The organism is Pseudomonas sp. Irchel s3a12 (assembly GCF_900187485.1).
GTDB lineage: Bacteria > Pseudomonadota > Gammaproteobacteria > Pseudomonadales > Pseudomonadaceae > Aquipseudomonas > Aquipseudomonas neuropathica.
On record NZ_FYDN01000011.1, the window covers coordinates 98,329 to 122,152 of the forward strand.

17 protein-coding genes are annotated in these 23,824 nt (G+C 60.6%); 11 read left to right on the top strand and 6 right to left on the bottom strand.

Annotated features, from left to right (window positions below; translation table 11 throughout):
* Window positions 1-333 precede the first annotated feature (333 nt).
* The 7 genes from CKW14_RS19305 to CKW14_RS19335 all read left to right on the top strand — a co-directional run bounded on the left by CKW14_RS19305 (window position 334) and on the right by CKW14_RS19335 (window position 7,356).
* Window positions 334-1,260: a glutamate/aspartate ABC transporter substrate-binding protein gene (locus tag CKW14_RS19305; RefSeq protein WP_095048295.1), complete on the top strand. Its 927-nt coding sequence runs from the start codon at window positions 334-336 to the stop codon at window positions 1,258-1,260.
* Between the two features lie 193 nt (window positions 1,261-1,453).
* The gene (locus CKW14_RS19310) at window positions 1,454-2,200 is read left to right on the top strand and encodes an amino acid ABC transporter permease (protein ID WP_095048296.1); all 747 of its coding nucleotides are present in this window, start codon (window positions 1,454-1,456) and stop codon (window positions 2,198-2,200) included.
* Entirely contained in the window at window positions 2,200-2,871 is a 672-nt protein-coding gene (locus CKW14_RS19315) for an amino acid ABC transporter permease (protein WP_003227756.1), read from the top strand. Before CKW14_RS19310 ends, CKW14_RS19315 begins: the two co-directional genes overlap by 1 nt.
* Window positions 2,868-3,602 (top strand): amino acid ABC transporter ATP-binding protein, encoded by a 735-nt coding sequence (locus tag CKW14_RS19320; RefSeq protein WP_007963947.1) that lies wholly within the window; start codon window positions 2,868-2,870, stop codon window positions 3,600-3,602. Before CKW14_RS19315 ends, CKW14_RS19320 begins: the two co-directional genes overlap by 4 nt.
* A 177-nt stretch (window positions 3,603-3,779) precedes the next feature.
* A complete protein-coding gene (locus tag CKW14_RS19325) occupies window positions 3,780-5,681 on the top strand; it encodes a sensor histidine kinase (RefSeq protein WP_095048297.1) in 1,902 nt (633 codons plus the stop codon).
* Window positions 5,678-7,006 (top strand): sigma-54 dependent transcriptional regulator, encoded by a 1,329-nt coding sequence (locus CKW14_RS19330; protein ID WP_095048298.1) that lies wholly within the window; start codon window positions 5,678-5,680, stop codon window positions 7,004-7,006. Before CKW14_RS19325 ends, CKW14_RS19330 begins: the two co-directional genes overlap by 4 nt.
* 11 nt (window positions 7,007-7,017) lie before the next feature.
* Window positions 7,018-7,356 carry a GlpM family protein gene (locus CKW14_RS19335; protein ID WP_095125874.1) on the top strand — a complete coding sequence of 113 codons (339 nt, stop codon included), beginning with the start codon at window positions 7,018-7,020 and terminating at the stop codon, window positions 7,354-7,356.
* A gap of 200 nt (window positions 7,357-7,556) precedes the next feature.
* On the opposite strand, the gene CKW14_RS19340 is transcribed toward CKW14_RS19335, so the two are convergent.
* The gene (locus tag CKW14_RS19340) at window positions 7,557-8,222 is read right to left on the bottom strand and encodes a DsbA family oxidoreductase (protein WP_095125875.1); all 666 of its coding nucleotides are present in this window, start codon (window positions 8,220-8,222) and stop codon (window positions 7,557-7,559) included.
* Window positions 8,223-8,400: 178 nt separating this feature from the next.
* Window positions 8,401-9,435, bottom strand: coding sequence for an alpha/beta fold hydrolase (locus CKW14_RS19345; protein ID WP_095048301.1), 1,035 nt, complete (start codon window positions 9,433-9,435; stop codon window positions 8,401-8,403).
* A 218-nt stretch (window positions 9,436-9,653) separates the two neighbouring features.
* Here CKW14_RS19345 and CKW14_RS19350 point away from each other — a divergent pair, with 218 nt between their 5' ends.
* Together CKW14_RS19350 and metR are read left to right on the top strand one after the other, a co-directional pair.
* Window positions 9,654-15,200, top strand: coding sequence for a dermonecrotic toxin domain-containing protein (locus tag CKW14_RS19350; RefSeq protein ID WP_095125876.1), 5,547 nt, complete (start codon window positions 9,654-9,656; stop codon window positions 15,198-15,200).
* Between the two features lie 149 nt (window positions 15,201-15,349).
* Complete coding sequence (gene metR / locus CKW14_RS19355; RefSeq protein ID WP_007916739.1) at window positions 15,350-16,267, top strand: transcriptional regulator MetR; 918 nt, start codon at window positions 15,350-15,352, stop codon at window positions 16,265-16,267.
* 110 nt (window positions 16,268-16,377) lie between these two features.
* Here metR and CKW14_RS19360 read toward each other — a convergent pair whose 3' ends face one another.
* The 4 genes from CKW14_RS19360 to CKW14_RS19375 all read right to left on the bottom strand — a co-directional run bounded on the left by CKW14_RS19360 (window position 16,378) and on the right by CKW14_RS19375 (window position 19,403).
* Window positions 16,378-16,875, bottom strand: a complete 498-nt coding sequence (locus tag CKW14_RS19360) for a GNAT family N-acetyltransferase (RefSeq protein WP_095125877.1) — start codon at window positions 16,873-16,875, stop codon at window positions 16,378-16,380.
* A gap of 2 nt (window positions 16,876-16,877) precedes the next feature.
* Window positions 16,878-17,516, bottom strand: coding sequence for a LysE family translocator (locus tag CKW14_RS19365; protein WP_093430595.1), 639 nt, complete (start codon window positions 17,514-17,516; stop codon window positions 16,878-16,880).
* 23 nt (window positions 17,517-17,539) lie between these two features.
* Entirely contained in the window at window positions 17,540-17,974 is a 435-nt protein-coding gene (locus CKW14_RS19370; RefSeq protein ID WP_095125878.1) for an NUDIX domain-containing protein, read from the bottom strand.
* A gap of 67 nt (window positions 17,975-18,041) precedes the next feature.
* Window positions 18,042-19,403 (bottom strand): HD domain-containing phosphohydrolase, encoded by a 1,362-nt coding sequence (locus CKW14_RS19375; protein WP_095048305.1) that lies wholly within the window; start codon window positions 19,401-19,403, stop codon window positions 18,042-18,044.
* Between the two features lie 252 nt (window positions 19,404-19,655).
* Between CKW14_RS19375 and CKW14_RS19380 the strand changes: the two genes are divergently transcribed.
* Window positions 19,656-21,914, top strand: coding sequence for an EAL domain-containing protein (locus tag CKW14_RS19380; RefSeq protein WP_176471309.1), 2,259 nt, complete (start codon window positions 19,656-19,658; stop codon window positions 21,912-21,914).
* A complete protein-coding gene (locus CKW14_RS19385; protein WP_095125880.1) occupies window positions 21,911-23,785 on the top strand; it encodes a bifunctional diguanylate cyclase/phosphodiesterase in 1,875 nt (624 codons plus the stop codon). The genes CKW14_RS19380 and CKW14_RS19385 overlap by 4 nt, the downstream gene beginning before the upstream one ends.
* Window positions 23,786-23,824 lie beyond the last annotated feature (39 nt).

Here is a 23,824-nt window from a genome sequence, read left to right on the forward strand (position 1 = left end):
CGCCCAGTCGCCGCGTTCAGTCCCCTCTCCCTCTGGGCGGTCCGACGTTTCGGGAGGGCTAGGGTGAGGGGCTTTTGATCGTTCGGTTTTCCGAACGCGACTTCCCGGTCGATTCGGTAAACCGGATCAGTTATGCCAAAACAAACCATCACAAAACTTTAATAACGTTATAAATCATCAAGTTAAGTACATCTCCCTGGTCTGGCACGAGTCATGCTCTACACTCTCTCGACGAATGCTTGTTGTGCCAACACTTCAGGAGCCGTCAGGCATTCGAAGCACAAAAGGGCCGACGAACTGGCTCCATAAAAAAAACAATTCGAGGAAAATTTGATGCGCATCGTTCCCCATATCCTGGGCGCAGCCATTGCGGCCGCTCTGATCAGCACGCCAGTTTTCGCCGCCGAACTCACCGGCACCCTGAAGAAAATCAACGATTCGGGCACCATCACGCTCGCTCACCGCGACAGCTCCATTCCGTTTTCCTACATCGCGGATGCTTCCGGCAAACCAGTGGGCTACTCCCACGACATTCAAGTGGCCATCGTTGAAGCCCTGAAAAAAGACCTGAACAAGCCAGACCTGCAGGTCAAATACAACCTGGTAACCTCGCAAACCCGTATCCCGCTGATCCAGAACGGTACCGCGGATATCGAGTGCGGCTCCACCACCAACAACGCCGAACGCGCCCAGCAAGTCGACTTCACCGTCAACATCTTCGAAATCGGCACCCGTCTGCTGGTCAAGAAAGACAAGGATGGCAAGCCGTCCTACGCTGACTTTGCCGACCTGAAAGGCAAAAACGTCGTGACCACCGCCGGCACCACGTCCGAGCGCATCATCAAAGCGATGAACGCCGACAAGCAGATGGGCATGAACATCATCTCCGCCAAAGACCACGGCGAATCCTTCAACATGCTGGAAAGCGGCCGCGCCGTAGCCTTCATGATGGACGACGCCCTGCTGGCCGGCGAAGAAGCCAAGGCCAAGAAGCCGACTGACTGGATCATCACCGGTACGCCGCAGTCCTTCGAAGCCTACGCGTGCATGGTTCGTAAAGACGACCCGGCCTTCAAGAAAGCCGTCGATGCCGCCATTGTCGGCCTGTACAAGTCCGGCGAGATCAACAAGATCTACAGCAAGTGGTTCGAGAGCCCGATCCCGCCAAAAGGCCTGAACCTGAACTTCCCGATGAGCGACAAGGTAAAAGATCTGATCGCCAACCCGAGCGACAAGCCGGCGCCTGACGTAAAAATCTGATTCCTGACTAACCTTGTCTCCTGAGGGGGCGACCCTCCCTCAGGCGTTTGTTACTACCTGCTGGCTTCACTGTGGAACACTCGACCTGGCGGTTTCCGAGCCGATCGCGTGTGCCTGACGTTCAACGTCAGGCGGGAAAGGATCTTCCCCAAGCGGGTGCTTGTACATCGATCGATCTCGAGGGGAGACCCTAATGAATTACAACTGGGACTGGGGCGTGTTCTTCAAGTCCACCGGCGTTGGCAGCGAGACTTATCTCGACTGGTACATCTCCGGCCTGGGCTGGACCATTGCCATCGCCATCGTGGCATGGATCATCGCCTTGCTGCTGGGCTCCATTCTGGGGGTCATGCGCACGGTGCCAAACCGCATCGTATCGGGCATCGCGACCTGCTACGTCGAGCTGTTCCGTAACGTGCCGCTGCTGGTGCAACTGTTCATCTGGTACTTCCTGGTGCCCGACCTGCTGCCGCAAAACCTGCAGGACTGGTACAAACAGGACCTCAACCCGACCACCTCGGCTTACCTGAGCGTTGTCGTGTGCCTGGGCCTGTTCACCGCCGCCCGTGTCTGCGAGCAAGTGCGTACTGGCATTCAGGCGCTGCCACGCGGCCAGGAATCCGCCGCGCGCGCCATGGGATTCAAGCTGCCGCAGATCTACTGGAACGTGCTGCTGCCCCAGGCCTACCGGATCATCATTCCGCCGCTTACCTCGGAATTCCTCAACGTCTTCAAGAACTCCTCCGTGGCGTCCCTGATCGGCCTGATGGAACTGCTGGCGCAAACCAAACAGACCGCCGAATTCTCGGCCAACCTGTTTGAAGCCTTCACCTTGGCCACGCTGATCTACTTCACCCTGAACATGAGCCTGATGTTGCTGATGCGCATGGTCGAGAAGAAAGTCGCAGTGCCCGGCCTGATCTCCGTGGGGGGTAAATAATGGACTTCGATTTCAGCGGCATCATCCCCGCCATTCCGGGCCTGTGGAACGGCATGGTCATGACCTTGCAGTTGATGGTCATGGGCGTGGTCGGCGGCATCGTGCTGGGGACCATCCTCGCACTGATGCGCCTGTCGTCGAGCAAACTGCTGTCGCGGGTGGCCGGCGCTTATGTGAACTACTTCCGTTCGATCCCGCTGCTGCTGGTGATCACCTGGTTCTACCTGGCGGTGCCGTTCGTACTGCGCTGGATCACCGGTGAAGACACGCCAATCGGGGCGTTCACCTCCTGCGTCGTGGCCTTCATGATGTTCGAAGCCGCGTACTTCTGCGAAATCGTCCGCGCCGGTGTGCAGTCGATCCCCAAAGGCCAGATGGCCGCCGCACAAGCGATGGGCATGACCTATGGCCAGACCATGCGTCTGATCATCCTGCCCCAGGCGTTCCGCAAGATGACCCCGTTGCTGCTGCAACAGTCGATCATCCTGTTTCAGGACACCTCGCTGGTCTACACCGTGGGCCTGGTGGACTTCCTCAACTCCGCCCGCTCCAGCGGCGACATCATCGGTCGATCCAACGAGTTCCTGATCTTCGCCGGTGTCGTCTACTTCATCATCAGCTTTTCCGCCTCGCTGCTGGTCAAGCGTCTGCAAAAAAGGTTCGCCGTATGATCTCTATCAAGAACATCAACAAGTGGTATGGGGACTTCCAGGTGCTGACTGATTGCAGCACCGAGGTCAAAAAAGGCGAAGTGATCGTGGTCTGCGGCCCGTCGGGTTCCGGCAAATCGACCCTGATCAAATGCGTCAACGCGCTGGAGCCGTTCCAGAAAGGCGACATCGTCGTCGACGGCACCTCGATTGCCGACTCGAAGACCAACCTGCCGAAACTGCGCTCGCGCGTGGGCATGGTGTTCCAGCATTTCGAACTGTTCCCGCACCTGACCATCACCGAAAACCTGACCATCGCGCAGATCAAGGTATTGGGCCGCAGCAAGGAAGAGGCGACCAAGAAGGGCCTGCAACTGCTCGAGCGCGTCGGTCTGTCCGCTCACGCCCACAAGCATCCGGGGCAACTCTCCGGTGGTCAGCAACAGCGTGTGGCGATTGCCCGTGCGCTGGCGATGGACCCGATCGTCATGCTGTTCGACGAACCGACCTCGGCGCTCGACCCGGAGATGGTCAACGAAGTGCTCGACGTGATGGTGCAACTGGCCCACGAAGGCATGACCATGATGTGCGTGACCCACGAAATGGGCTTTGCGCGCAAAGTGGCTGACCGGGTGATCTTCATGGACGCCGGCAAGATCATCGAAGACTGCCCGAAAGAGGAGTTCTTCGGCGACATCAGCGCCCGCTCCGAACGCGCGCAGCACTTCCTCGAGAAAATCCTGCAGCACTAAAAGCAACACACCTGCCGGGGCATTGCTCCATCCCTGTGGGAGCGAGCCTGCTCGCGAAGAGGCCATTACATTCAGCCTGGATGTTGAATGTCAGTCCGTTTTCGCGAGCAGGCTCGCTCCCACAAGGGCCGGCGCTGCCCTTGCAACAAGTGTGGTGGTTGACCCAAGGCAACTGTGATGAAATGCGACCCCAATCTCTATCGCGCCGCGCCGCCATCACTTGCCGTGAAGCCTCGTCTGATTCGTCATCTGTTCCTGCCGCCACTGGTCATCGTCCTGATGATCGGGTTGGGTTACGCCGGCTTCTGGACCAGTGAGCATTTCGGCATTCGCAGCCTCGGCGAAAACGGCCAGCGTCAGCTCGAACTGAACGCCCGCGCCGTCGAAAGCGAAATCAGCAAATACACCTACCTGCCCAGCCTGTTGGAACTCGAAACCAGTGTGTCGCAGTTGCTGGCCGACCCGACCCCGGAACACCGGCGAACGGTCAACGATTACCTTGAAGGCCTGAACCGGCGCAGTCGCAGTCGGGCCATCTACGTGATGGACACCACCGGCCGTGTCATGGCCACCAGCAACTGGCGCGATGTCGACAGTTATCTCGGTGAAGACCTGTCCTTCCGCGCCTATTTCCAGAAAGCCGTACGCGGTGAGTCGGGGCGTTTCTACGGCATCGGCAGCACCAACGGTGAGCCCGGCTATTACCTCGCCCACGGCCTCGAAGAGCATGGCAAGATCATCGGCGTCGCCGTGGTCAAAGTGCGCCTGGAAGCCATGGAAGAACGCTGGCAACGCGCGCGTCTAGAAGCCTTTGTCAGCGATGAGAACGGCATCATCATTCTCTCCAGCGATCCGGCTCGACGCCTCAAGTCAGTGATCCCGCTCACCGACGAAATCAAAGAAAAACTCGCCCGCAGCCTGCAGTACTACTGGTTCCCGCTCAACGAACTGCAACCGCTGGCCCGGGAAACCCTGTCCGAAGGCGTGGAAAAACTGACCTTCCCCGCCAACAGCGAAGTGCGCTCCGACGATGACGACATCAGCTATCTGGCACAGACCCGGCCACTGAGCGACACACCGTGGAACTTCACCCTGCTCACGCCGTTGCAGGACCTGCGCCGCGAAGCCATCAACCAAGGGATTCTGGTCGCCGTCGCGTTTGCGCTGGTGGCATTCCTGTTGATCGCCTGGAACGAGCGACGCAAGGTCATCGCCACCCGTCTCGCCGCCCGCGAAGCCTTGCAGGAAGCCAACAATCAACTGGAGCGTCGGATTACCGAACGCACCACTGATCTGCGCGCCAGCAACGAGCGCCTGAAGAGCCAGATCCGCGAACGGCGTCAGGCCGAAGAGACGTTGCGCCGTGCGCAGGATGAACTGGTGCAGGCTGGCAAGCTCGCCGCCATCGGTCAGATGTCGACCAGCATCGCTCACGAATTGAATCAGCCGCTGGCGGCGATGCGTACGCTGTCGGGCAACACCGTGCGCTTCCTCGAACGGGGCCAACTGGATGTCGCCAGCACCAATCTGAAAACCATCAACGAGCTGATCGACCGCATGGGCCGGATCACCGCCAGCCTGCGTTCGTTCGCCCGGCGCGGTGACAACCAGGGCCAGGCCAGCCTCGGCAAAGCCGTGGAGGCCGCGCTGCAATTGCTCGGTGCACGCCTGGAGAGTTCGGCGGTCAACATTCACCGCCAGTTCATCGATGTCCAGGTGCAGATCGACCAGACCCGCCTCGAACAGATTCTGGTCAACCTGATCGGCAATGCCCTCGACGCCATGCAGGCGCAACCCCTGCCCGAGCTGTGGCTGGAGGGTGAAGAATTCAACGCCAAATATCGCCTGCGTGTACGTGACAACGGTCACGGCATCGACGCTGAAGCGCGCAAGCATCTGTTCGAACCGTTCTTCACCACCAAACCCGGCGAACAAGGCCTGGGCCTTGGCCTGACCCTTTCCGCCAGCCTCGCCGCCGCCACCGGCGGGCATCTGGGTGTCGAACACCCGGCCAGCGGTGGCACCACCTTCGTCCTCAGTTTACCGTTGGTAAGCCCTACTCCTGCCGAGCCAATATGAACCACGACCTTAGTGTGCTGATCGTCGAAGACGACCCCCATGTGCTGCTCGGCTGCCAACAGGCGCTGACCCTCGAAGACATTCCCTGTGTCGGCGTCGGCAGTGCAGAAGAAGCGCTGGAGCGCGTCGGCGACAACTTTGCCGGCATCGTCATCAGCGACATTCGCCTGCCGGGCATCGATGGCCTCGAACTGCTGACCCGCCTCAAGCAACGTGATCGCAGCCTGCCGGTGGTGTTGATCACCGGCCACGGCGACATTTCCATGGCCGTCGGCGCGATGCAGAAAGGCGCCTATGACTTCATGGAAAAACCGTTCTCGCCGGAGCGCCTGGTCGACGTCGCACGGCGGGCACTGGAGCAACGCAGCCTCGCCCGCGAAGTCTCATCGCTGCGCCGGCAACTGGCCGAGCGCGACTCCCTTGAAGGGCGGATCATTGGCCGCTCGCCGGCGATGCAGAACCTGCGCGAACTGATTGCCAACGTCGCCGACACTTCGGCCAACGTGCTGATCGAAGGCGAGACCGGCACCGGTAAGGAACTGGTCGCCCGCTGCCTGCACGATTTCAGTCGTCGCCACAGCAAGCAATTCGTCGCGTTGAACTGCGGCGGTCTGCCGGAAAACCTTTTCGAAAGCGAGATTTTCGGCCACGAGGCCAACGCCTTTACCGGTGCCGGCAAACGCCGTATCGGCAAGATCGAACACGCCGACGGCGGCACGCTGTTCCTCGACGAAGTGGAAAGCATGCCGCTGCCATTGCAGATCAAACTGCTGCGCGTGTTGCAGGAGCGCACCCTCGAACGTCTCGGCTCGAACCAGAGCGTGGCCGTGGATTGCCGGGTGATCGCAGCAACCAAATCCGACCTCGACGAAGCGAGCAAGGCTGGCGAGTTTCGCAGCGACCTGTACTACCGCCTCAACGTCGTGACCCTGGAACTGCCGCCATTGCGCGAGCGCCGCGAAGACATCCTGCAACTGTTCGAACACTTCACCCAGCAATCAGCACTGCGCTTCGACCGCGCACTGCCGGAGCTGGACAACCAGACCCTGTCGAACCTGATGAGCCATGATTGGCCGGGCAACGTGCGTGAATTGCGCAACGTCGCCGAACGTTTTGCCCTCGGTTTGCCGGCGTTCAAGAAGTCCGGCACCAGCGCTGGCGGCCAAGGCCTGGCGTTTGCCGAAGCGGTGGAAGCCTTCGAGCGCAACCTGCTCAGCGACGCCCTGCAACGCAGCGGCGGTAACCTGACTCAGGCCAGCCTGGAATTGGGCATGGCCAAGACCACGCTGTTCGACAAAGTGAAAAAATACGGTCTGAGCCATTAAGCGAGAACGATGTGGATCTGTTTTTCAAAGCCCTGTTGGGCGCCGCGGTAGTACTGATCATCGCGGCGCTGTCGAAAACCAAAAACTACTACATCGCCGGATTGGTGCCGCTGTTTCCGACGTTTGCGCTGATTGCGCATTACATCGTCGGCAAGGGGCGTTCAATTGAGGATTTGAAGACCACGATTGTGTTCGGCATGTGGTCGATCATTCCGTACTTCATCTATCTGGCGACGTTGTATGTGATGGTGGATCGGCTGCGGCTGGAGGCATCGCTGGCGGTGGCGGCGGTGGCCTGGTTGATGGCCGCCACGGTGTTGGTGACTGTGTGGGTGCGCCTGCACGGCTAAGTGCAAAAGCCACCCTCACCCCAGCCCTCTCCCTCCGGGAGAGGGGGCCGACCGAGGTGTCTTGCAAGCTGCATCGACCTGAAAGATCCAGTCGATTATGGATTCGGTACAGCACGTTCACGTCGGCGTATCACTCCAGCATCCCCCAATCAGTCCCCTCTCCCTCAGGGAGAGGGCTAGGGTGAGGGGCTTTTAGCTTTTCAGTTGACGGCACCACCCCGGGCGTCAGCCATAATCTGCCGGATCGCCCCGACAAACGTCTCCACCGGTTGCCCACCCGTCACCGCGTAGTGCCCGTTGAACACCACGGTCGGCACCGAACTCACCCCGCGCTGCAACCACAATTGCTCTTCTTCACGCACCTCATCGGCAAACTCGTCGGACGCCAGAATCGCCTCGGCTCGCTGACGATCGAGCCCGACACTTTCCGCAATCTGCACCAGTTGCCGATGATCCGACGGATTGCCGCCATCGCTGAAATACGCCTTGAACAGCGCCTCTTTCAACAACAGTTGCACACCTTCGAGCCCGGCCCAGTGCAGCAAGCGGTGCGCATCAAAAGTGTTGTAGATACGGCTGTTGCCGTCAGTGCGAAATGCAAACCCGAGTTCAGCGCCACGGGCACGAATGGCTTCGCGATTTTTCTGCGATTGCTCCGGGGTCGAGCCGTACTTCTCTTGAATGTGCTCAGCGATGTTCTGCCCGTCTGCGCCCATTTTCGGATTGAGTTCGAACGGCTGAAAACGGATCTCGGCCTGCACTTCGTTGCGTAGGATCTCCAGTGCCTGTAACAGGCCACGCAAACCGACGACACACCAGGGGCAGGAGACGTCGCTGACAAAATCGATTTTCAAGGCAGAACTCATCACACACCTCGCGGGGGGAAATCGTGCGGGAAAATTTGCACGATACACCTGCTCCGGATTTTTTGGTGACCGTAGTGGCCCCTTCGCGAGCAGGCTCGCTCCCACCCTTGGAATGCGTTCCCCTGTGGGAGCGAGCCTGCTCGCGAAGAGGCCCGCTCAGGCGATACAAATACCTCGATTACAGCAGATTCCCGCCCACCACCGGCTCAATCTGCGCCCAATGCGAAGTGTCTTCACGATGCGCCTGCAAATACGGCAGCACCGCCGCCAGCAACGGCTCCTTGAACGCCTCTTGAAAGCGATGCGCCAACCCCGGAATCAGTTTCAACTGGCTGCCGCGAATATGCGCCGCCAGATGAACCCCGTGCATCACCGGCAACAACGGATCCGCCGTGCCATGCACCACCAGCGTCGGTACCCGCAACTGATTGAGCAATGCCACCCGGCTCGGCTCGGCAAGAATCGCCATGATCTGCCGCTTCACGCCTTCGGGATTGAACGCGCGGTCATACGACAGCGCAGCCTGATGCAGCAAGACCTGGCGATCATCGGTGACCGCCGGGCTGCCCAGCGCGGCCAGCAGATCAGCCTGCTGTTCCAGCGCCACCTGTCGATTCGGTGCGCCGCGACGCGACAACAACTGCACCAGCGCCGCGCTGGGTGCCGGCAGACCTTCGGCGCCCGAGGTGGTCATGATCAATGTCAGACTCTCGACCCGCTGCGGTGCCATCGCCGCCATGTGCTGGGCAATCATCCCGCCCATGCTCGCGCCCAGCACGTGGAATTGCTCGACGTGCAACGCGTCCATCAAGCCCAGCGCGTCGTCTGCCATGTCGGTCAGGCTGTAAGGCGCTGCCACCGGCAGACCGAGCTTGTAGCGCAGCACTTCGAAGGTCAGATTGGCGTCAGCCGGCGCCTGCCGCCAGGTCGACAGACCGACGTCGCGGTTGTCATAGCGAATCACCCGAAAACCCTGCTGACACAGCGCAACCACTACTTCGTCCGGCCAGTGGATCAACTGTCCACCCAAGCCCATGACCAGCAACAACGCCGGATCCGACGCGCGACCAATGCTCTGGTAAGCCAGGCTCACCTGCTGCAGATCAACGTGCTCGGTCGGCACATTGACGTCGCAACGCGCCGCCGCCCAAGACGACGATCCGAAAAAAATCGCGACCAGAACAGCCGCGACCGATACAAAACCCTTGACCATGAAAAACACCGAAACGCAGAACCCCAGTAGAGCGCGAGTCTGATGAAGTTTGTTCAAGCGCGCTGCCACACTTCGATGACAGTTTGATGAAGAGTGCCGAATGGTCATGGGCGGTGGTTGCAAACAATATCTATGTACCGCCATCGCCTTGCGCGATTTCTCTTGAATGACCCGCTCAGGGACGGATTCCCCGCCCCGCCAATGCGAGTCACACCACCATGCTCGAGCGCCTTATTCTGGATGAGCTCCCCGCACCGTCACCGTTGCCCGAGACCGTCGAACAGCTACCGAAAACGATTGATGACAGCCTCCTGCTGCAGGCTTGCCAACGCTGGCGCGCCAGCAGCGAGGGTTTGCGCGATTTGTTTGCCGCCAGCCCGGCCCTGCGCGACAGCGTCAATGAATTGCTGCGCCAACAACTGCAACTAGACGGCGAAAAGACCGGACTGCGCTTTGCGGCCACCGCTGACCAGCCGGAGCACATCGTCAGCCTCACCGACGCCTGTGCCTTTGTCGTTCAACACCCGACACTGGAAACCGATCTGGATCAGCGTTGTGTCCTCACCGGTATCCGCGCGGGCCATCTGTTAGCCACCCTGAAGCCCCTGCAGCTCCTGGAAAAACTCAAAGCCCTCGACCCACGCAAAAGCCACGAGATTCGCTGGGCAGAATTCTGGGACGCGCGAGCGCCGCGCACACCGGTGTCGCGACGTAGCCGCGCCACGCAGCTTTACCGCGAGCATTTCGAAGCCACTGCGCACATGGCTCTCGCCCATCAGACGATTACCCCGGCACAACTCAAAACGCTGCAACTGATCATTGATTCAGGTGCTGGCGCGCTGACAATCGAGGGTCAACCTGTGCACACGGAAAAGTTGGCCCTGGTGCTGAGCAACGACAGCAAAATCAAACTCCCCGGTGCATGGGTCGTCAGCGTCGGCAATTTGGCCACGGCGGCGCCTTTGCTTTATCTGCCCGGAAACGCCATATCGATCCAGGCCTTCACCACCCGCGCAGACATGCAGACGTGGCTGACCAGCGAGGTACAGATCCCCACCGGACTGCCCAAGAAAATCCTTCGCGTTGACTACAGCACAGCGCTTGACCCGATGGTCACTGGCGCCAGCGATCTGTTCGCCGACCGTCACCACGCGCAGCTCGACGCCTTGAGCAATACCAACAAAGGCCATCCCGGGCTCAGGGCGCATGGCGCGCGCTCACTGGTGCATGTCGACCTGATTGATCATCAGCGCAGCAGCGCGATCATCGTGGCGGCGCCGCCAAAACCGCTCAATTCCGCCAGCGATGTCGAGACCGACGAAACACCGCTGTTCGGCAGCCTGTCCGCCGGGATTCCACTGGCGGTGCGCCACGCGGCGCTCAAACGCCAACGCGAGGCGCTTGAGCGCTTGCAGGCCAATGACAGCGACGGCTCTCGATACCGAGAATGCCAGGACGCCCTCAAAGCGCTGGAAGCCGCCGAACAAACTGGCGCGACCGCTGCCACAACCCTGCTTTACCGCGAAACGGCCCTCGACGCGAATACCTTCAACACCGCCCTCAGTGCCCTGCGTCAGGCACACCGGGACGGCCTGTATGCCGAAGGCAGACTGCAAGCAAACCTTGGCCAACTTGACAGCGCCGAACACGATCTGCTCAAGGCCGTGCTGGCCCCCCCCGTCGCGGCCGAGCGTGACACGGATATCACGGCGGCCAGCCTGACCTTGTCACTGAGCGAAACCAAGGACGGGGTCACGACAACGCAAAGCGAAGTGCTCAAGGGCGCACTCGTCATCGGACGCCAGGCGGCACTCTCGGACACTTCCAGTCTGATGCTCTACTGGCCGGGCAATGGCGGTGGCCTGCAACGCTTTGCCGATCGCCGGACACTGGCGCGCGAGGTGTTCAGGATTCTCGACGACGACAACGACCTGGCCCTGCAACTGAGTCCGATCACCACCGACCCGTTGCTTTATTGCCTCAACGCGCTGGTGAGCGACTTCGAAGCGAAAGCCACACCCCTGCGCGGCAAACCCGAACAGGCTGACGCGCTGGAGGTTCTGCGCCAGGGCTGCCTCGCCAATCTTCAGGTTCCGCTGCACGCCGCCAGACACCTGGCTTTCACTCATCTGCAGGAACAGCAACGCAGCGGCACCCTCGCCGGCAACCTGCCGGGCTGGCTGGTCAAACTCAAGGAAAACGAGCGTAGCGCGCTGAAACAGAACATCGAGGCGTACGTCGCGGCGATGCGTCAAAGCCACGCCCTCATGACCCTCGCCCTGGAACCTCGTGATGACTTCACCCGCCGCCATCTGCACGCCCGATTGCGCAGGGACTTTTCCCTTGAGGGCGACTTTTCCATACAAGTCGAACTGCCCGACTCGACCAAAACCGAACAGGTCCCGGAGTCGGGGCCGGGTGGCGTCAGAAAGATCACAACCATTGTGCCCAGCAAAGCACTCAGCAAAATGTCACTGGAGGACCTGGCCCAGCTCAATATCGATAACGTGCAATCGGTGCTCAATGACTCGCTGTCACAACGCTTGATCTTCTTGCGTCTGGAAATCACCGCGACGCATAAAAAGGATCGGACGCGCCTGCTCAACGGCATCAACCTGACCTATCTGCGCAAGGTTCTGCCGGAGCTGGACCTGCCCAAAGCCTATGAGCAGAAGATCCGTGACGCCTTCCAGGGCGCCGCCAGCGAGTCAGCATTCGTCAAACAACATCGCCGGGAAAGCCTGATCGAGCCGTGGCGCCTGATGCTGAAAATACAGAGCGAAAATGCACGCCTGCAAAAACACCTCAGCGCTGATGAAGCGGCGCTGCTGAACATCGCCATCGACGCCGACACCCCACAGGCGTGGCAAGCCAGCGGCAAGCGTCTTGTGCTGTTGCCGGTGTCGCTGAAAGTCGGCGGCAAGGACACCCCCGGCGAAGGCCCGGTGACCCTGTCCGGCGTCAGCTTCATCGAAGAGCAGATCAGCGGCGTCACTCTGCTGTACCTGCCGGACAGCCACGACGGGCAGTTCTTGCGCCGCTACGACACGCTCGAAGCGGCGCGCAAAGGACTGTTCACCTTGTGCGCAAGTGACAAGTGGATCGAGTACCTGGCGCACAGAACGTTGCAAGGTAACGTCAGGGCCCATGTCAACCGAATCGGTCAGGCCGTGGAAAAAAACTTCGATGCGATCATCGAAGTCGGAGTGCGCTGGCCGGCCAGTACCTCGCTGGCCGCACACCTGCTCGATGCGCACATGGGACGCTTGATCGAGGCCCATCGCGGCACGTCGCGCTCCAACGATGAACTGTTCTTCGAGCGCTACGCCCTGAAAGGCCCGCGCGCCTTCAACTACATCAAAATGGCCTTGGGCATGGTGCCCTTCGTCGGCAGTGTGCTGGCCCTCTATCAGGCCTGGACCGCTGCCAATCAGGCAGCCGCCGCGTTCTTGCGTGGTGACGTGGCTGACGGTCTGGTTGAAATCGAGTCAATGCTGCTGTCGCTGATCGACGCCTTCATGGATCTGCTCCCGGGTGAAGCCGCGGCCTCGACGCCCTCCCGGACGACCCGCGCGTTGACACGGGCGCGTCAGCTGCACGCGGTGGTGCGCGATGTGGCGACACTGCAGGTCAAGTCGCAGCGCCACGCCCGACATGTGCTGGCGCGCTTCAAGGATTACGACTATGAAAAGCCGATTTCCCTGGGTGGCACAAAACCGGCCAGCCACGGCCTCTACCGCGGGATCTACCGGCTTGCCGACGGCGACTTCATCGAGCGTCAGGGCCGCGTCTACCAAGTAGAGCTGAGCCGGGATTCGCGCAGCTGGCGTCTGTCCGGCAACTCGCGAAAAACCTACAAGCAGCCGATCGCACTGGATGAAAGCGGGCAATGGGACACCTGGTTTGGCGTCTATGGCACAGCCCTTGAAGGTGGCGTGGTGGGGGGTGGCAATGTCGGCGGGCGCCTGGTCGATACACTCGACCCTTACTGGCCGTCGGTGATTCGGCAACACCTGCCGCGCTGGCTGGTAGATCGAAACTTCCGCCGCCACCATCAACTGGCCGCCACCGCAAACAATTTGGGCCGCCAATTGCAACTCAGGGGAGCGAAAAGTGACCAGGTGATCAATGCCTACGCCGAAGCCACGGAAGCGCAACGCCTGACCATGTTGCCAACGGCCGAAGCCGCATGCATTGGCGATATCCAACTGGCCAGGCAACGTTATGAGGCGTTGACCGAGTTGACTGCGTTGACCCAAGGCAGAAAACACAGGACTGTCGCCCAAATGCGAGGCAAGACCGCATGGCTGTTGACTGATCGTTACCAGCGACGCGCCTTCCACCTGTCGCATAAAATTCATGGCACAACACGAGCAATCAACCGATTGAAGCAGCTACACAATGCGCTGCCGGGTGATGCTGTGGCTGAACGTTTGAAACACATTGAAGACATACACAGGTTTCGTGTCGAGATCGTCAATCAGCTCGATCAGTTGGGCGAACTCAGGGACCAGGTCCATCACTGGTATGATCGCATGCTGGCTAAAGACCGGCCGGAAATGTCGGCGCTGGTCGATAACATTAACAGCCGTCACAGTGAACCCATCCTGCTGTACCTGAAAACCTCCCAACGCTTGGAAATCGTCAGAAAAGCCGGCAGCCCCGACGATGCCTCGTGGCGCTATTTTGTGACGATGGCAGAGCCCCTGCGCAACAGAATCGATCTGCATCTGTACCGCCAGTACGACTTGCCGAACATGCAGAACACGACCGCCCAACGTAATCGCATTCTTCAGGAAAGCATCGACGCTTGCGTCGAGTATCGGCGCGAGATGGCGGTATGGACCGCCAGCTATCCGCAATTCTTTCATCTGGGCGTAGTCGAGCCCTTGCTGGAAGGCGTTGATCGCCTGGCGGATCGAGCGCGTGCCGCTATCAACAGGCCACCCGAGCCGAGGGTCGCGGGGCAACCCCTGCAGCGCGTGTTCATCACGGATGACAACCAATTGCGCCATGGCGTGGAGCAATGGGATAACCTGACCAACGCCCGTCAATACAGAAGTACCGGGATTAGAGGCTATGAAGAAATCTGGGAACATGGCGCCGATGGCGTCGTGCGCCTGACCAACCCGCAAAACCTGGCAGTTCCCTCCCCCGCCGAGCTGAGTCTGGCCACCCTGGTAACTGAGGCACAGCAACGTCTGGAGAACGTGGCCACTTACCGCGCCACGGTGCAGAGCAACGCCAATCGCGGCATGCTGCCCGTCGACCTGCAACACATGCTTGACAGTCAGGCGAGTGAACTCACCACCCGTGCCGACGGTATCGCTGCCAAGTCGGCAGAGCAACCGATCATCCAGCAATTGCGCGATCAGGCCGCCGAGCTGATCGTCGAAGGTCGCGCCTTGCGCACCCAACGCTCGATGACCAGTCAAAAGCCCACCGACGGCATGCTTGATGACCTCATCGGACAGAACGCGGTGGAGATCCGCAAACCCCTTGCGATCCAAAAACTGGCTGATCATCAGGGGCGCCCCAACTACCTGCAGGAATATGAGGTCTGGAACCTCACACAGGAGCCCGCGCAATTACTCTGGTACGTGCATTTCCATTACCGTTCGGCGACCCGACCCTTGCGCCAATTCGAAAGAGCCCACCTGAAACTGCCGGCGCATCGCAAGCTGACTCACGCTGACGACCCGACCCTGCTTGATTCCAGAATCACTGCACAGTCCATTGTCCTGCGGCATTTCGAGGGACTCTGAGCATAAGACACTGTAGTCATATGAAGAACTGCCGAGCCATCACTCGGCAGTTCTGCCGTAAAAGAACGCGTCGATGTCGACAGCGCTATCATCATGAGACAAACTCACCCTCTTTGCGCTTATCACAAGTTTTCCTCATGGAGCCTTCGGTGCTTGAAATCCGTCACCTGAAAACCCTGCACGCCTTGCGTGAAGCCGACAGCCTGGTCGATGCCGCCGACCGTTTGCACCTGACGCAGTCGGCGCTGTCCCACCAGTTCAAGGAGCTTGAGGAACGCCTGGGCATGGCGTTGTTCGTGCGCAAGACCAAACCGGTCCGGTTCACCAGCGCCGGTTTGCGCTTGCTGCAACTGGCTGACGCAACCCTGCCGCTGTTGCGCGCCGCCGAGCGGGATATCGGCCGTCTCGCCGGTGGTACGGCCGGGCGTTTGCACATGGCCATCGAATGCCACAGCTGCTTTCAGTGGCTGATGCCGACCATCGACCAGTTCCGCGATGCCTGGCCGGAAGTCGAACTCGATCTCGCTTCGGGTTTCGCCTTCGCACCGCTGCCGGCGCTGGCGCGTGGCGATCTGGATCTGGTGGTGACTTCCGATCCACTGGAAATCGCCGGCATCACCTATGTACCGCTGTTCACCTACGAAGCCATGCTTGCCGTGGCCAATCAGCATGCGCTGGCGAGCAAGCCGTACATCGTCCCCGAAGACTTGCTGACGGAAACGCTGATCACCTACCCGGTGGAACGCGACCGTCTCGACATCTTCACACGCTTCCTGGAGCCGGCCGACATCGAGCCGGCGCAGGTGCGCACTTCGGAACTGACGGTGATGATGATGCAACTGGTCGCCAGCGGCCGTGGCGTCTGTGGCATGCCGCACTGGGCGCTGCACGAATACAGCTCGCGCGGTTACGTGAAGGGTAAACGGCTGGGGGAAAAAGGTTTGTTCGCAACGTTGTACGCGGCGATTCGCACCGACATGCTCGATGCACCGTACATGCGGGATTTTCTGCTGACGGCGAAGGACACGTCGTTCTCGACCCTGGACGGTGTCAGCGCGGTTCGCTGAGTCACTTGTGGGAGCGAGCCTGCTCGCGAAAGCGATGTATCAGACACACAAATAGTGACTGTCAGATTGCCTTCGCGAGCAGGCTCGCTCCCACAGGGATCAGCGCAATATCAGAGTTGACGCCACATGTGGATCTTGTCGAAATAATCTTCGTTCACCCGCACCGCCAGCGGTTCGAGGCCGAACTGGATAAAGCCGCAGCGCTGGTAGAGATTGAACGCGGCGTCATTGCCGGCGGTAACGGTAAGCTGGAGCAGTTTCAGTGCCGGGTGGTTTTGCGCTTCGGTAATGGCCGCCTGCACCAGTGCATGGCCCAGACCGTGCTGGCGAAAATCCGCCGAGACGTACATGCCGAACAACGTGGCCTTGTGGCGGGCCTTCTCGCGCGGTTCGAGGGCCAGGCCGACGATGCCGGCCAACGTGCCAGCTTCAAACGCGCCAAGCACCACATCGAGCTTGCTGGTCAGGCGCCCTTCCCACCAGCTCAATGGCATCACCGCGCGTTCGCGAACACTGGAAGTGAACGCCTGCGGATGGCGGTCATAGGCTTCGAGCATCAGTTCGCGGTAAGCCAGGGCATGACTGGCGTCCAGCCGTTCGATCCACATGTTCACGCCGTCCTGCGTTGCTCAAGCATCAGCCGCACAGCGAGGCCGCCGAGGACGAAGCCCATGAAATAACGCTGCAGTGCCAGCCACGTCGGGTTACGCACAAACCACGAAGCGATGCCCGCCGCGAACAGCGCGATCAGCAAATTGACGCAGAAACTGACGCTGATCTGGGTCAGGCCGAGAATGATGCTTTGGGTGAACACCGAGCCGTGTTCAGGGGAGATGAACTGCGGAAACACCGAGAGGTAGAACACGGCGATTTTCGGGTTCAGCGCACTGGTGAGAAAGCCCATGGTGATCAGCTTTCGCGACGAGTCCGGCGGCAATTGCTGCGCCTCGAACGGTGAGCGCGCACCGGGTTTCACTGCTTGCCAGGCCAGCCACAGCAGGTACAGCGCACCGGCCCACTTCAGCACTTCATAGGCCATCGGCACTGCCAGAAACACCGCAGTCAATCCCGCCGCCGCGGCGAACATATGCACAAAGAATCCACTGACCACACCGAGCAACGACGTGACCCCGGCCTTGCGTCCCTGACAGATCGAACGCGAAATCAGATAGATCATGTTCGGCCCCGGCGTCAGCACCATCAGCAATGCGGCAGCGGCGAAGATCAGCAAGTCTTGAAGCGGGATCATGGCAAAGTCCTTTGCGTGGATGATCAGGCGATTGCGTTCAGCGACTTGCGATAAAACGGCAGGATCAGGTCACGTGTCAATGGCGCCAGAACCACAGCAGGATCAGTGGCCGGATCGACCCAGATCACTTCTTCGATTTCCGCCGCCGGCGTGACGTCGGCCTCGATCGTCAGTTGAAAGATCTCGGCCTGCACGACACACCCCGGCTCGTTGGCCCCAGGCGCCGAGAACTGGCCGAGAAAAGCCGCCTGCGCCGGATCGATCTGCAAGCCCAGCTCTTCTTCCAGCTCGCGGGCCAGCGCGTGCACCGGCAACTCGTGCGCCTCGATCTTGCCGCCCGGTTGCATGAACGCCGTAGTGCCGCGCTTGCGCACCAACAGAGTCTGGCCTGCGGGATTGAGCAACAGCGCGGCGGCTATACGAATGAGGTTTGCAGAGACAACGGATGCACAAGTCATGGATCAGCCACCGGCCTGGAAAAACCGCAAGGATCCCATGCCCGGCCCAATGACGTCACCTCACCGATCATTCCCCCTGCGCCTTGAGCGTGGCTTCAACCTCCTCCGGCACCTTGACGAAAATCGTGTACTTGCCGCCCTCCATGGCTTCAAACGCAATCAGCTTTTCCACCAACAGCGCGCTGAGCACCTTGCCGGCATTGAGCAGCAGCATGCCGTTATCGGCATTGAGGTTGCGCGCCAGAATCATTCCCGCCGCCAGATCCCGAGTGGACAGCACCTTGACCGACGGATCGGCCAGCGTTACGTCGCTGAGGAACGCGGCACACACCTGAATGAAATCCTCGACCAGATCGGGATCGTACAAACGTCCGGCGTACTGGCGCAGGTACAGCAGCGCTTCATCGCTGTTCATCTGCCGCTCAAGGATCAGACCGCGCTGCAACTCGACGAAATCCACCGCCAGTTTCAGCAAGCGTGAGCCGAACGGAATGCCCTCGCCCTTGAGCCGGTCGGGAAAGCCGCTGCCGTCCCAACGCTCCTGATGATGCAGGATCAGACGCGCCGCATCCTTCATCGGGTCCAGGGTCATGAGCAACGATTCGCTCTGCTTCGGATAGCTGCGATAACGCTCGCGTTCGGTATGGCGCAGCAGATCCGAGGGCGTGGTCATCATCGCGTCGGTCCAGCTCAGTTTGCCAATGTTGTACAGCGCCGCAGCCATGGTCAGATCACGGCTGGTGGCCTCGTCCAGCCCATGCTGTTTGCAGTAGCTGCGCACCAGTTCGATGATCTGCCGGTTGGTCTGTTTGGCAGGTGGCAAGCGCAAATTGGCCAGCAGCGAGAACACTTCGGTGCCGGTAACGTAGCTGTGCTTGAGCTCTTCGTACGCCAGATCAAGCATGTCGGCGGTCTGCTGCAGTTCGGCGGTGCGCGCCGCGACATGCTTTTCCAAAGTGCTGTTAAGCAGTTTGAGCTGATCGTTCTGCACTCGGGTCAAGCGCTCCAGCCGTTGGCGCTCCTGCTCGGAATGCTGGTGTTCGAGGGACTGGCGCAGAATCAGCAACAGCTCTTCGTCATTCCACGGTTTGCTGATGTACCGGTGAATCTGCCCGTCATTGATGGCTTTGATGATCGCCGCCGGGTCGGCATAGCCGGTGAGCATGATCCGCGCCGTCGCCGGAAAACGTTCACGGACATGCGCCAGCAACGAAGCACCGTCCATGCCCGGCATCCGCGCATCGCTCATCACCAGGTTCACCGGCTGCTGCGCGAGGATCTCCAGCGCCTGAGCGCCGCTGGTGGCCAACAGAAGATCGTAGGGTTGGCCGCGTAACAGGCGGCGCAGGCTGTTGAGGATCGACTCCTCGTCATCGACCAGCAGCACTGTGGGTCGATGCGCCGGCAGCGGCGCGGATGGCTCTTCCATGGCATGGCCTCAAGCAAACAGGGAAATTACGACGCACCGAGCCAACACTGCGCCGGTCCGCGCCTGAGTCCAAGGCTAGATGATTTTGGCCGGCATTCACGCCGATCTTTGTCCGGGGCCGAAAGCGCAGTGCCGGGGAGCCGACTATGCTGAAGACAGCGCAAGACTCCATCGGCTGATACAAACAGGCAAATGGCGAGGGAAAAGGATGCCCCGGATCACCACAGCATGCCTCCCCACGGGTGGCGCGGCATGACAGCGCCAACCGTGCACATCAATCGCCGCGTGCTGATCGTTGACGACAGCCCAGCGATCCATGGCGATTTCGCCAAGATTCTCAGCCCGGTCATCCCCGGTGTCGATGGTTTGGGCGAAACCGAGAGCCTGCTGTTCGGCACGCCGTCCGCACCGCAAACCCAACATTTCGAACTGGATTCGGCGTTTCAGGGCCGCGAAGCCCTGGAAAAACTTGAGGCCGCGCTGGCAGAAAACCGCCCCTACGCCATGGCCTTCATCGACATGCGCATGCCACCGGGCTGGGATGGCCTGGAGACCATTGAACGGCTGTGGCAAGTCGACCCCAAGCTGCAAGTTGCGCTGTGCACGGCCTATTCCGATTATTCCTGGGAAGACATCGACCGGCGTCTGGCACTGAACGACCGCTTGCTGATTTTGAAAAAGCCCTTCGACGCCATCGAGATCCGCCAGATGGCCAGCGCCCTCACAGTCAAATGGCAGATGACCGAAGACGCCGAACTGAAGATGAGCCTGCTAGAAGCTGCGGTGCAGGAACGCACCCGGGAGCTGTCCGACGCCAATGTGATCGTGCAGAACAGCCCGACGATTCTTTACCGTCTGCGCGGCGAACCCTCGTTTGCGCTGATGTACATCTCCCACAACATCACCCGTTACGGCCATGTCGCCGCCGACCTGGTGGGTTCGCCCGACTGGGCACAGGCGCTGATTCATCCGGACGATCAGGCGAACGTCGATGCGGCCATGGCCCGGGTGCTGGATCGGCATGCGTCGGGCGCGTCCATCGAGTTCCGCATGCGCACCGGCCAGGGCACCTGGCGCTGGGTGGAGAACCGCTACATTCCGGTGCGCGATGATGACGGCCGTCTGCTGGAAGTCGAAGGCATCATCCTCGACATCACCGAGCGCCGCCTGGCCGAGGACAAACTGGCCTTGCTCGCCCGCTCCGATGGCCTCACGGGGCTGGCCAATCGCGCCACGCTGATCGAGCGCCTGCATCAAGCGTTCGCCGCCGCACGACGAGGCGCCATGCCGTTCGCGGTGTTCTACCTGGACCTCGACCATTTCAAGCGGATCAATGACACCTTCGGCCACCCGGTGGGCGATCTGCTGTTGCAGGAAGTCGCCCGGCGCATCAAGTCCGGTGTCCGCGAAAGTGACGTAGTGGCGCGCCTGGGCGGCGACGAATTCGCGATCCTGCAACTGGACGTCAGCGACCCGACCCAATCGGCCGCGATGGCCGCCAAGATTCGCGACACGCTGCTGGCGCCCTACCACCTGGCCGGTAATGCGCTGCATATTTCGGTGAGCATCGGCATCAGCAGTTACAGCGACCTCAGCCTCGATGCCGACGCGCTGCTCGGGCAAGCCGACATGGCGCTGTACCGCGCCAAGGAAATGGGCCGCAACCAGTACCACTTCCACTCCGAGGAAATCTCTCGGGAAGTGGCCGAACGCATGACTCTGGTCAGCGAATTGATGACCGCCCTCGAGGGCAATGAGCTGATGCTGCGCTATGCGCCGGAGGTCGATCTGCACAGCGGCAGGATTCTCGGCATGGAGGTACAAGTCCTCTGGCAGCATCCTCGTCGCGGCCTGCTGCAGGCCTGCGACTTCGTGCCGATTGCAGAGAAAACCGGCGCAATCATTCCGCTCGGGCGTTGGGTGCTGGATCACGCCTGCCACCAGATGCATCTGTGGCGTAACGAAGGCGTCGCGCCGCCCGTAATGGCGATCAAACTTTCGCTGGCCCAACTCAAGAGCGGCCCCGAGCTGATCTACAACGTGCTGCGCACCACCGCCCGTTGGGAACTCGCCCCTTGGGACCTGCGTTTCGATGTCACCGAGGCCACACTGGCCCAGACCAAGTGGACGCACAACGACGCGTTGCCGCGCCTGCGTGAACTGGGCGTGAGCATCGCCATCGATGATTTCGGCACCGAATACTCCTCGTTCGACTACCTGAAAACCTACCGGGTCAATCACCTCAAACTGGCGCAGAGTTTCGTCGACAGTGCCGCCCACGATGTCGCCAGTGCCAACGCCCTGCGCGCGATCGTCAACTTCGCCCGGGACCTGGACATCGACATCATTGCCGAAGGCCAGCCATCGTCGGATCAACCGTGCACGCCCCCCACCGCGCCCCCGCTGCCCAGCGCCCGGGGCATGTATTTCAGCGCAGCGGTCAGCGCCGAACAAGCCGGGCATTTGCTCAAGGACAGTTGCCGTCTGGCGCCAAAGGAGGACGAGGCATGAAAACGCCTTTTCCGCAGACCAACCGGCGCATCCTGATCATCGATGACACGCCGGCGATCCACGATGACTTTCGCAAGATCCTCGCCCCGCAGGTGGCGGACGCCGTCGATTTGCAGCAACTGGAGCAGACGCTGTTCGGCAGCCAGCAGACGCCGCACCTGAGCTTCCAGCTCGACTCCGCCTATCAAGGCCAGGAAGCGCTGGCACTGGTCAATCGCGCACTGGCCAGTGGCAATCCCTACGCCCTCGCCTTTATCGACATGCGCATGCCGCCCGGCTGGGATGGCCTGGAAACCATCGAGCAACTGTGGCGTGTCGACCCGAACCTGCAAATCGCCTTGTGCACGGCGTACAGCGACTACAGCTGGGAAGCGATGGCCGAACGGCTGGAGTTCGGCGATCAGTTGCTGATCTTGAAAAAGCCGTTCGACAGTCTGGAAATCCGTCAGATGGCCAATGCCCTGACCTGGAAATGGCAACTGGCGCAGGACGCGGCGCTGAAGATGCTCAGCCTTGAGCGGACCATCGAGGCGCGGGTGCACGAACTGCTCAAGGTCTCGCACCTGCTGCAATACGACAGCCTCACGGAGCTGCCCAACAGCACCTTGCTCGGTGATCGCCTGAGTCAGGCCATGGCCGTGTGCCGACGGCATGACAAACAATTGGTGGTGATGTTTCTCGGTCTGGATCGCTTCAAGCGCATCAACAATGCGCTGGGCCATCCGGCGGGTGACGAGATGCTCAAACGGGTCGCCCGACAACTGTTGTCCTGCGTGCGCGATTCAGACTCGGTGTTTCGCTACGGTTCCGATGAGTTCGTGGTGATCCTCGGCGACATCAACCACCCTCAGCAAACCCACGGCATCGCGGAAAAACTCCTCGCCGCCATTCGCCTGCCGCAGACGATTGCCGGCCACGACGTCAGCGTCACCGCCAGCGTCGGCATCAGCGTCTACCCCGAAGACGGCCTCGAAGCCACCGAGCTGATCAAGAAAGCCGAGACCGCGATGCGCAACGTCAAGGAGCAGGGGCCTGACAACATCGGCTTTTTCATCGAAGCCATGAACCAGCACGCCCGGGAGCAGCACAGCATCGAGTCGGGCATTCGCCGCGCCCTGCAGGCGCATGAATTCGTCCTGCACTTTCAGCCGAAAGTCGACCTGCGCAGTGCCAAAGTGGTGGGTGCCGAAGCACTGCTGCGCTGGCAGAAACCCGGGCATGGCTGGGTCTATCCGTCGGACTTCATACCGGTGGCCGAGGACAGCGGCCTCATCGTGCCGTTGAGCAAATGGGTGCTGGCTGAAGCTTGTCGTCAGACCCGTGCCTGGCAACTGGCCGGACTGCCGCCGATCCGCATGTCGGTCAACACTTCACCCATCGATTTTCGCCAGCGTGACTTCGTCGCAGGCATCGAGGGCGTACTGCAACAGACAGGTCTGGCGCCCGAGTGGCTGGAACTGGAAATCACCGAAGGCGTGCTGATGCAAAACGTCGAGGCGACGATGACTGCGCTCAATCGCCTGAAGACGCTGGGCACGCGTCTGGCCATTGATGACTTCGGCACCGGCTATTCCAGCCTGAGCTACTTGAGGCGATTTCCCATCGATGTGCTGAAGATCGACCAATCGTTTATTCGCAACCTGTGCAACGACCGCAACGATGCCGCGCTGGTGAGCGCCATCATCAACCTGGGCAAGAGTCTGGAACTGGACGTCATCGCCGAAGGCATCGAAACCGCTGACCAACTGGCCTTTCTCAAGGCCCATCACTGCGAAGAAGGCCAGGGCTACTTTTTCAGCGAAGCCCTACCCGCAGAGGCATTTGCGCGGTTGCTGGCCGGTACGCAACCCGCGCCCTGGACGATTGAATGATCACTGTGAAACCGGCCTTGAGTCAGGGAGACAAATGCC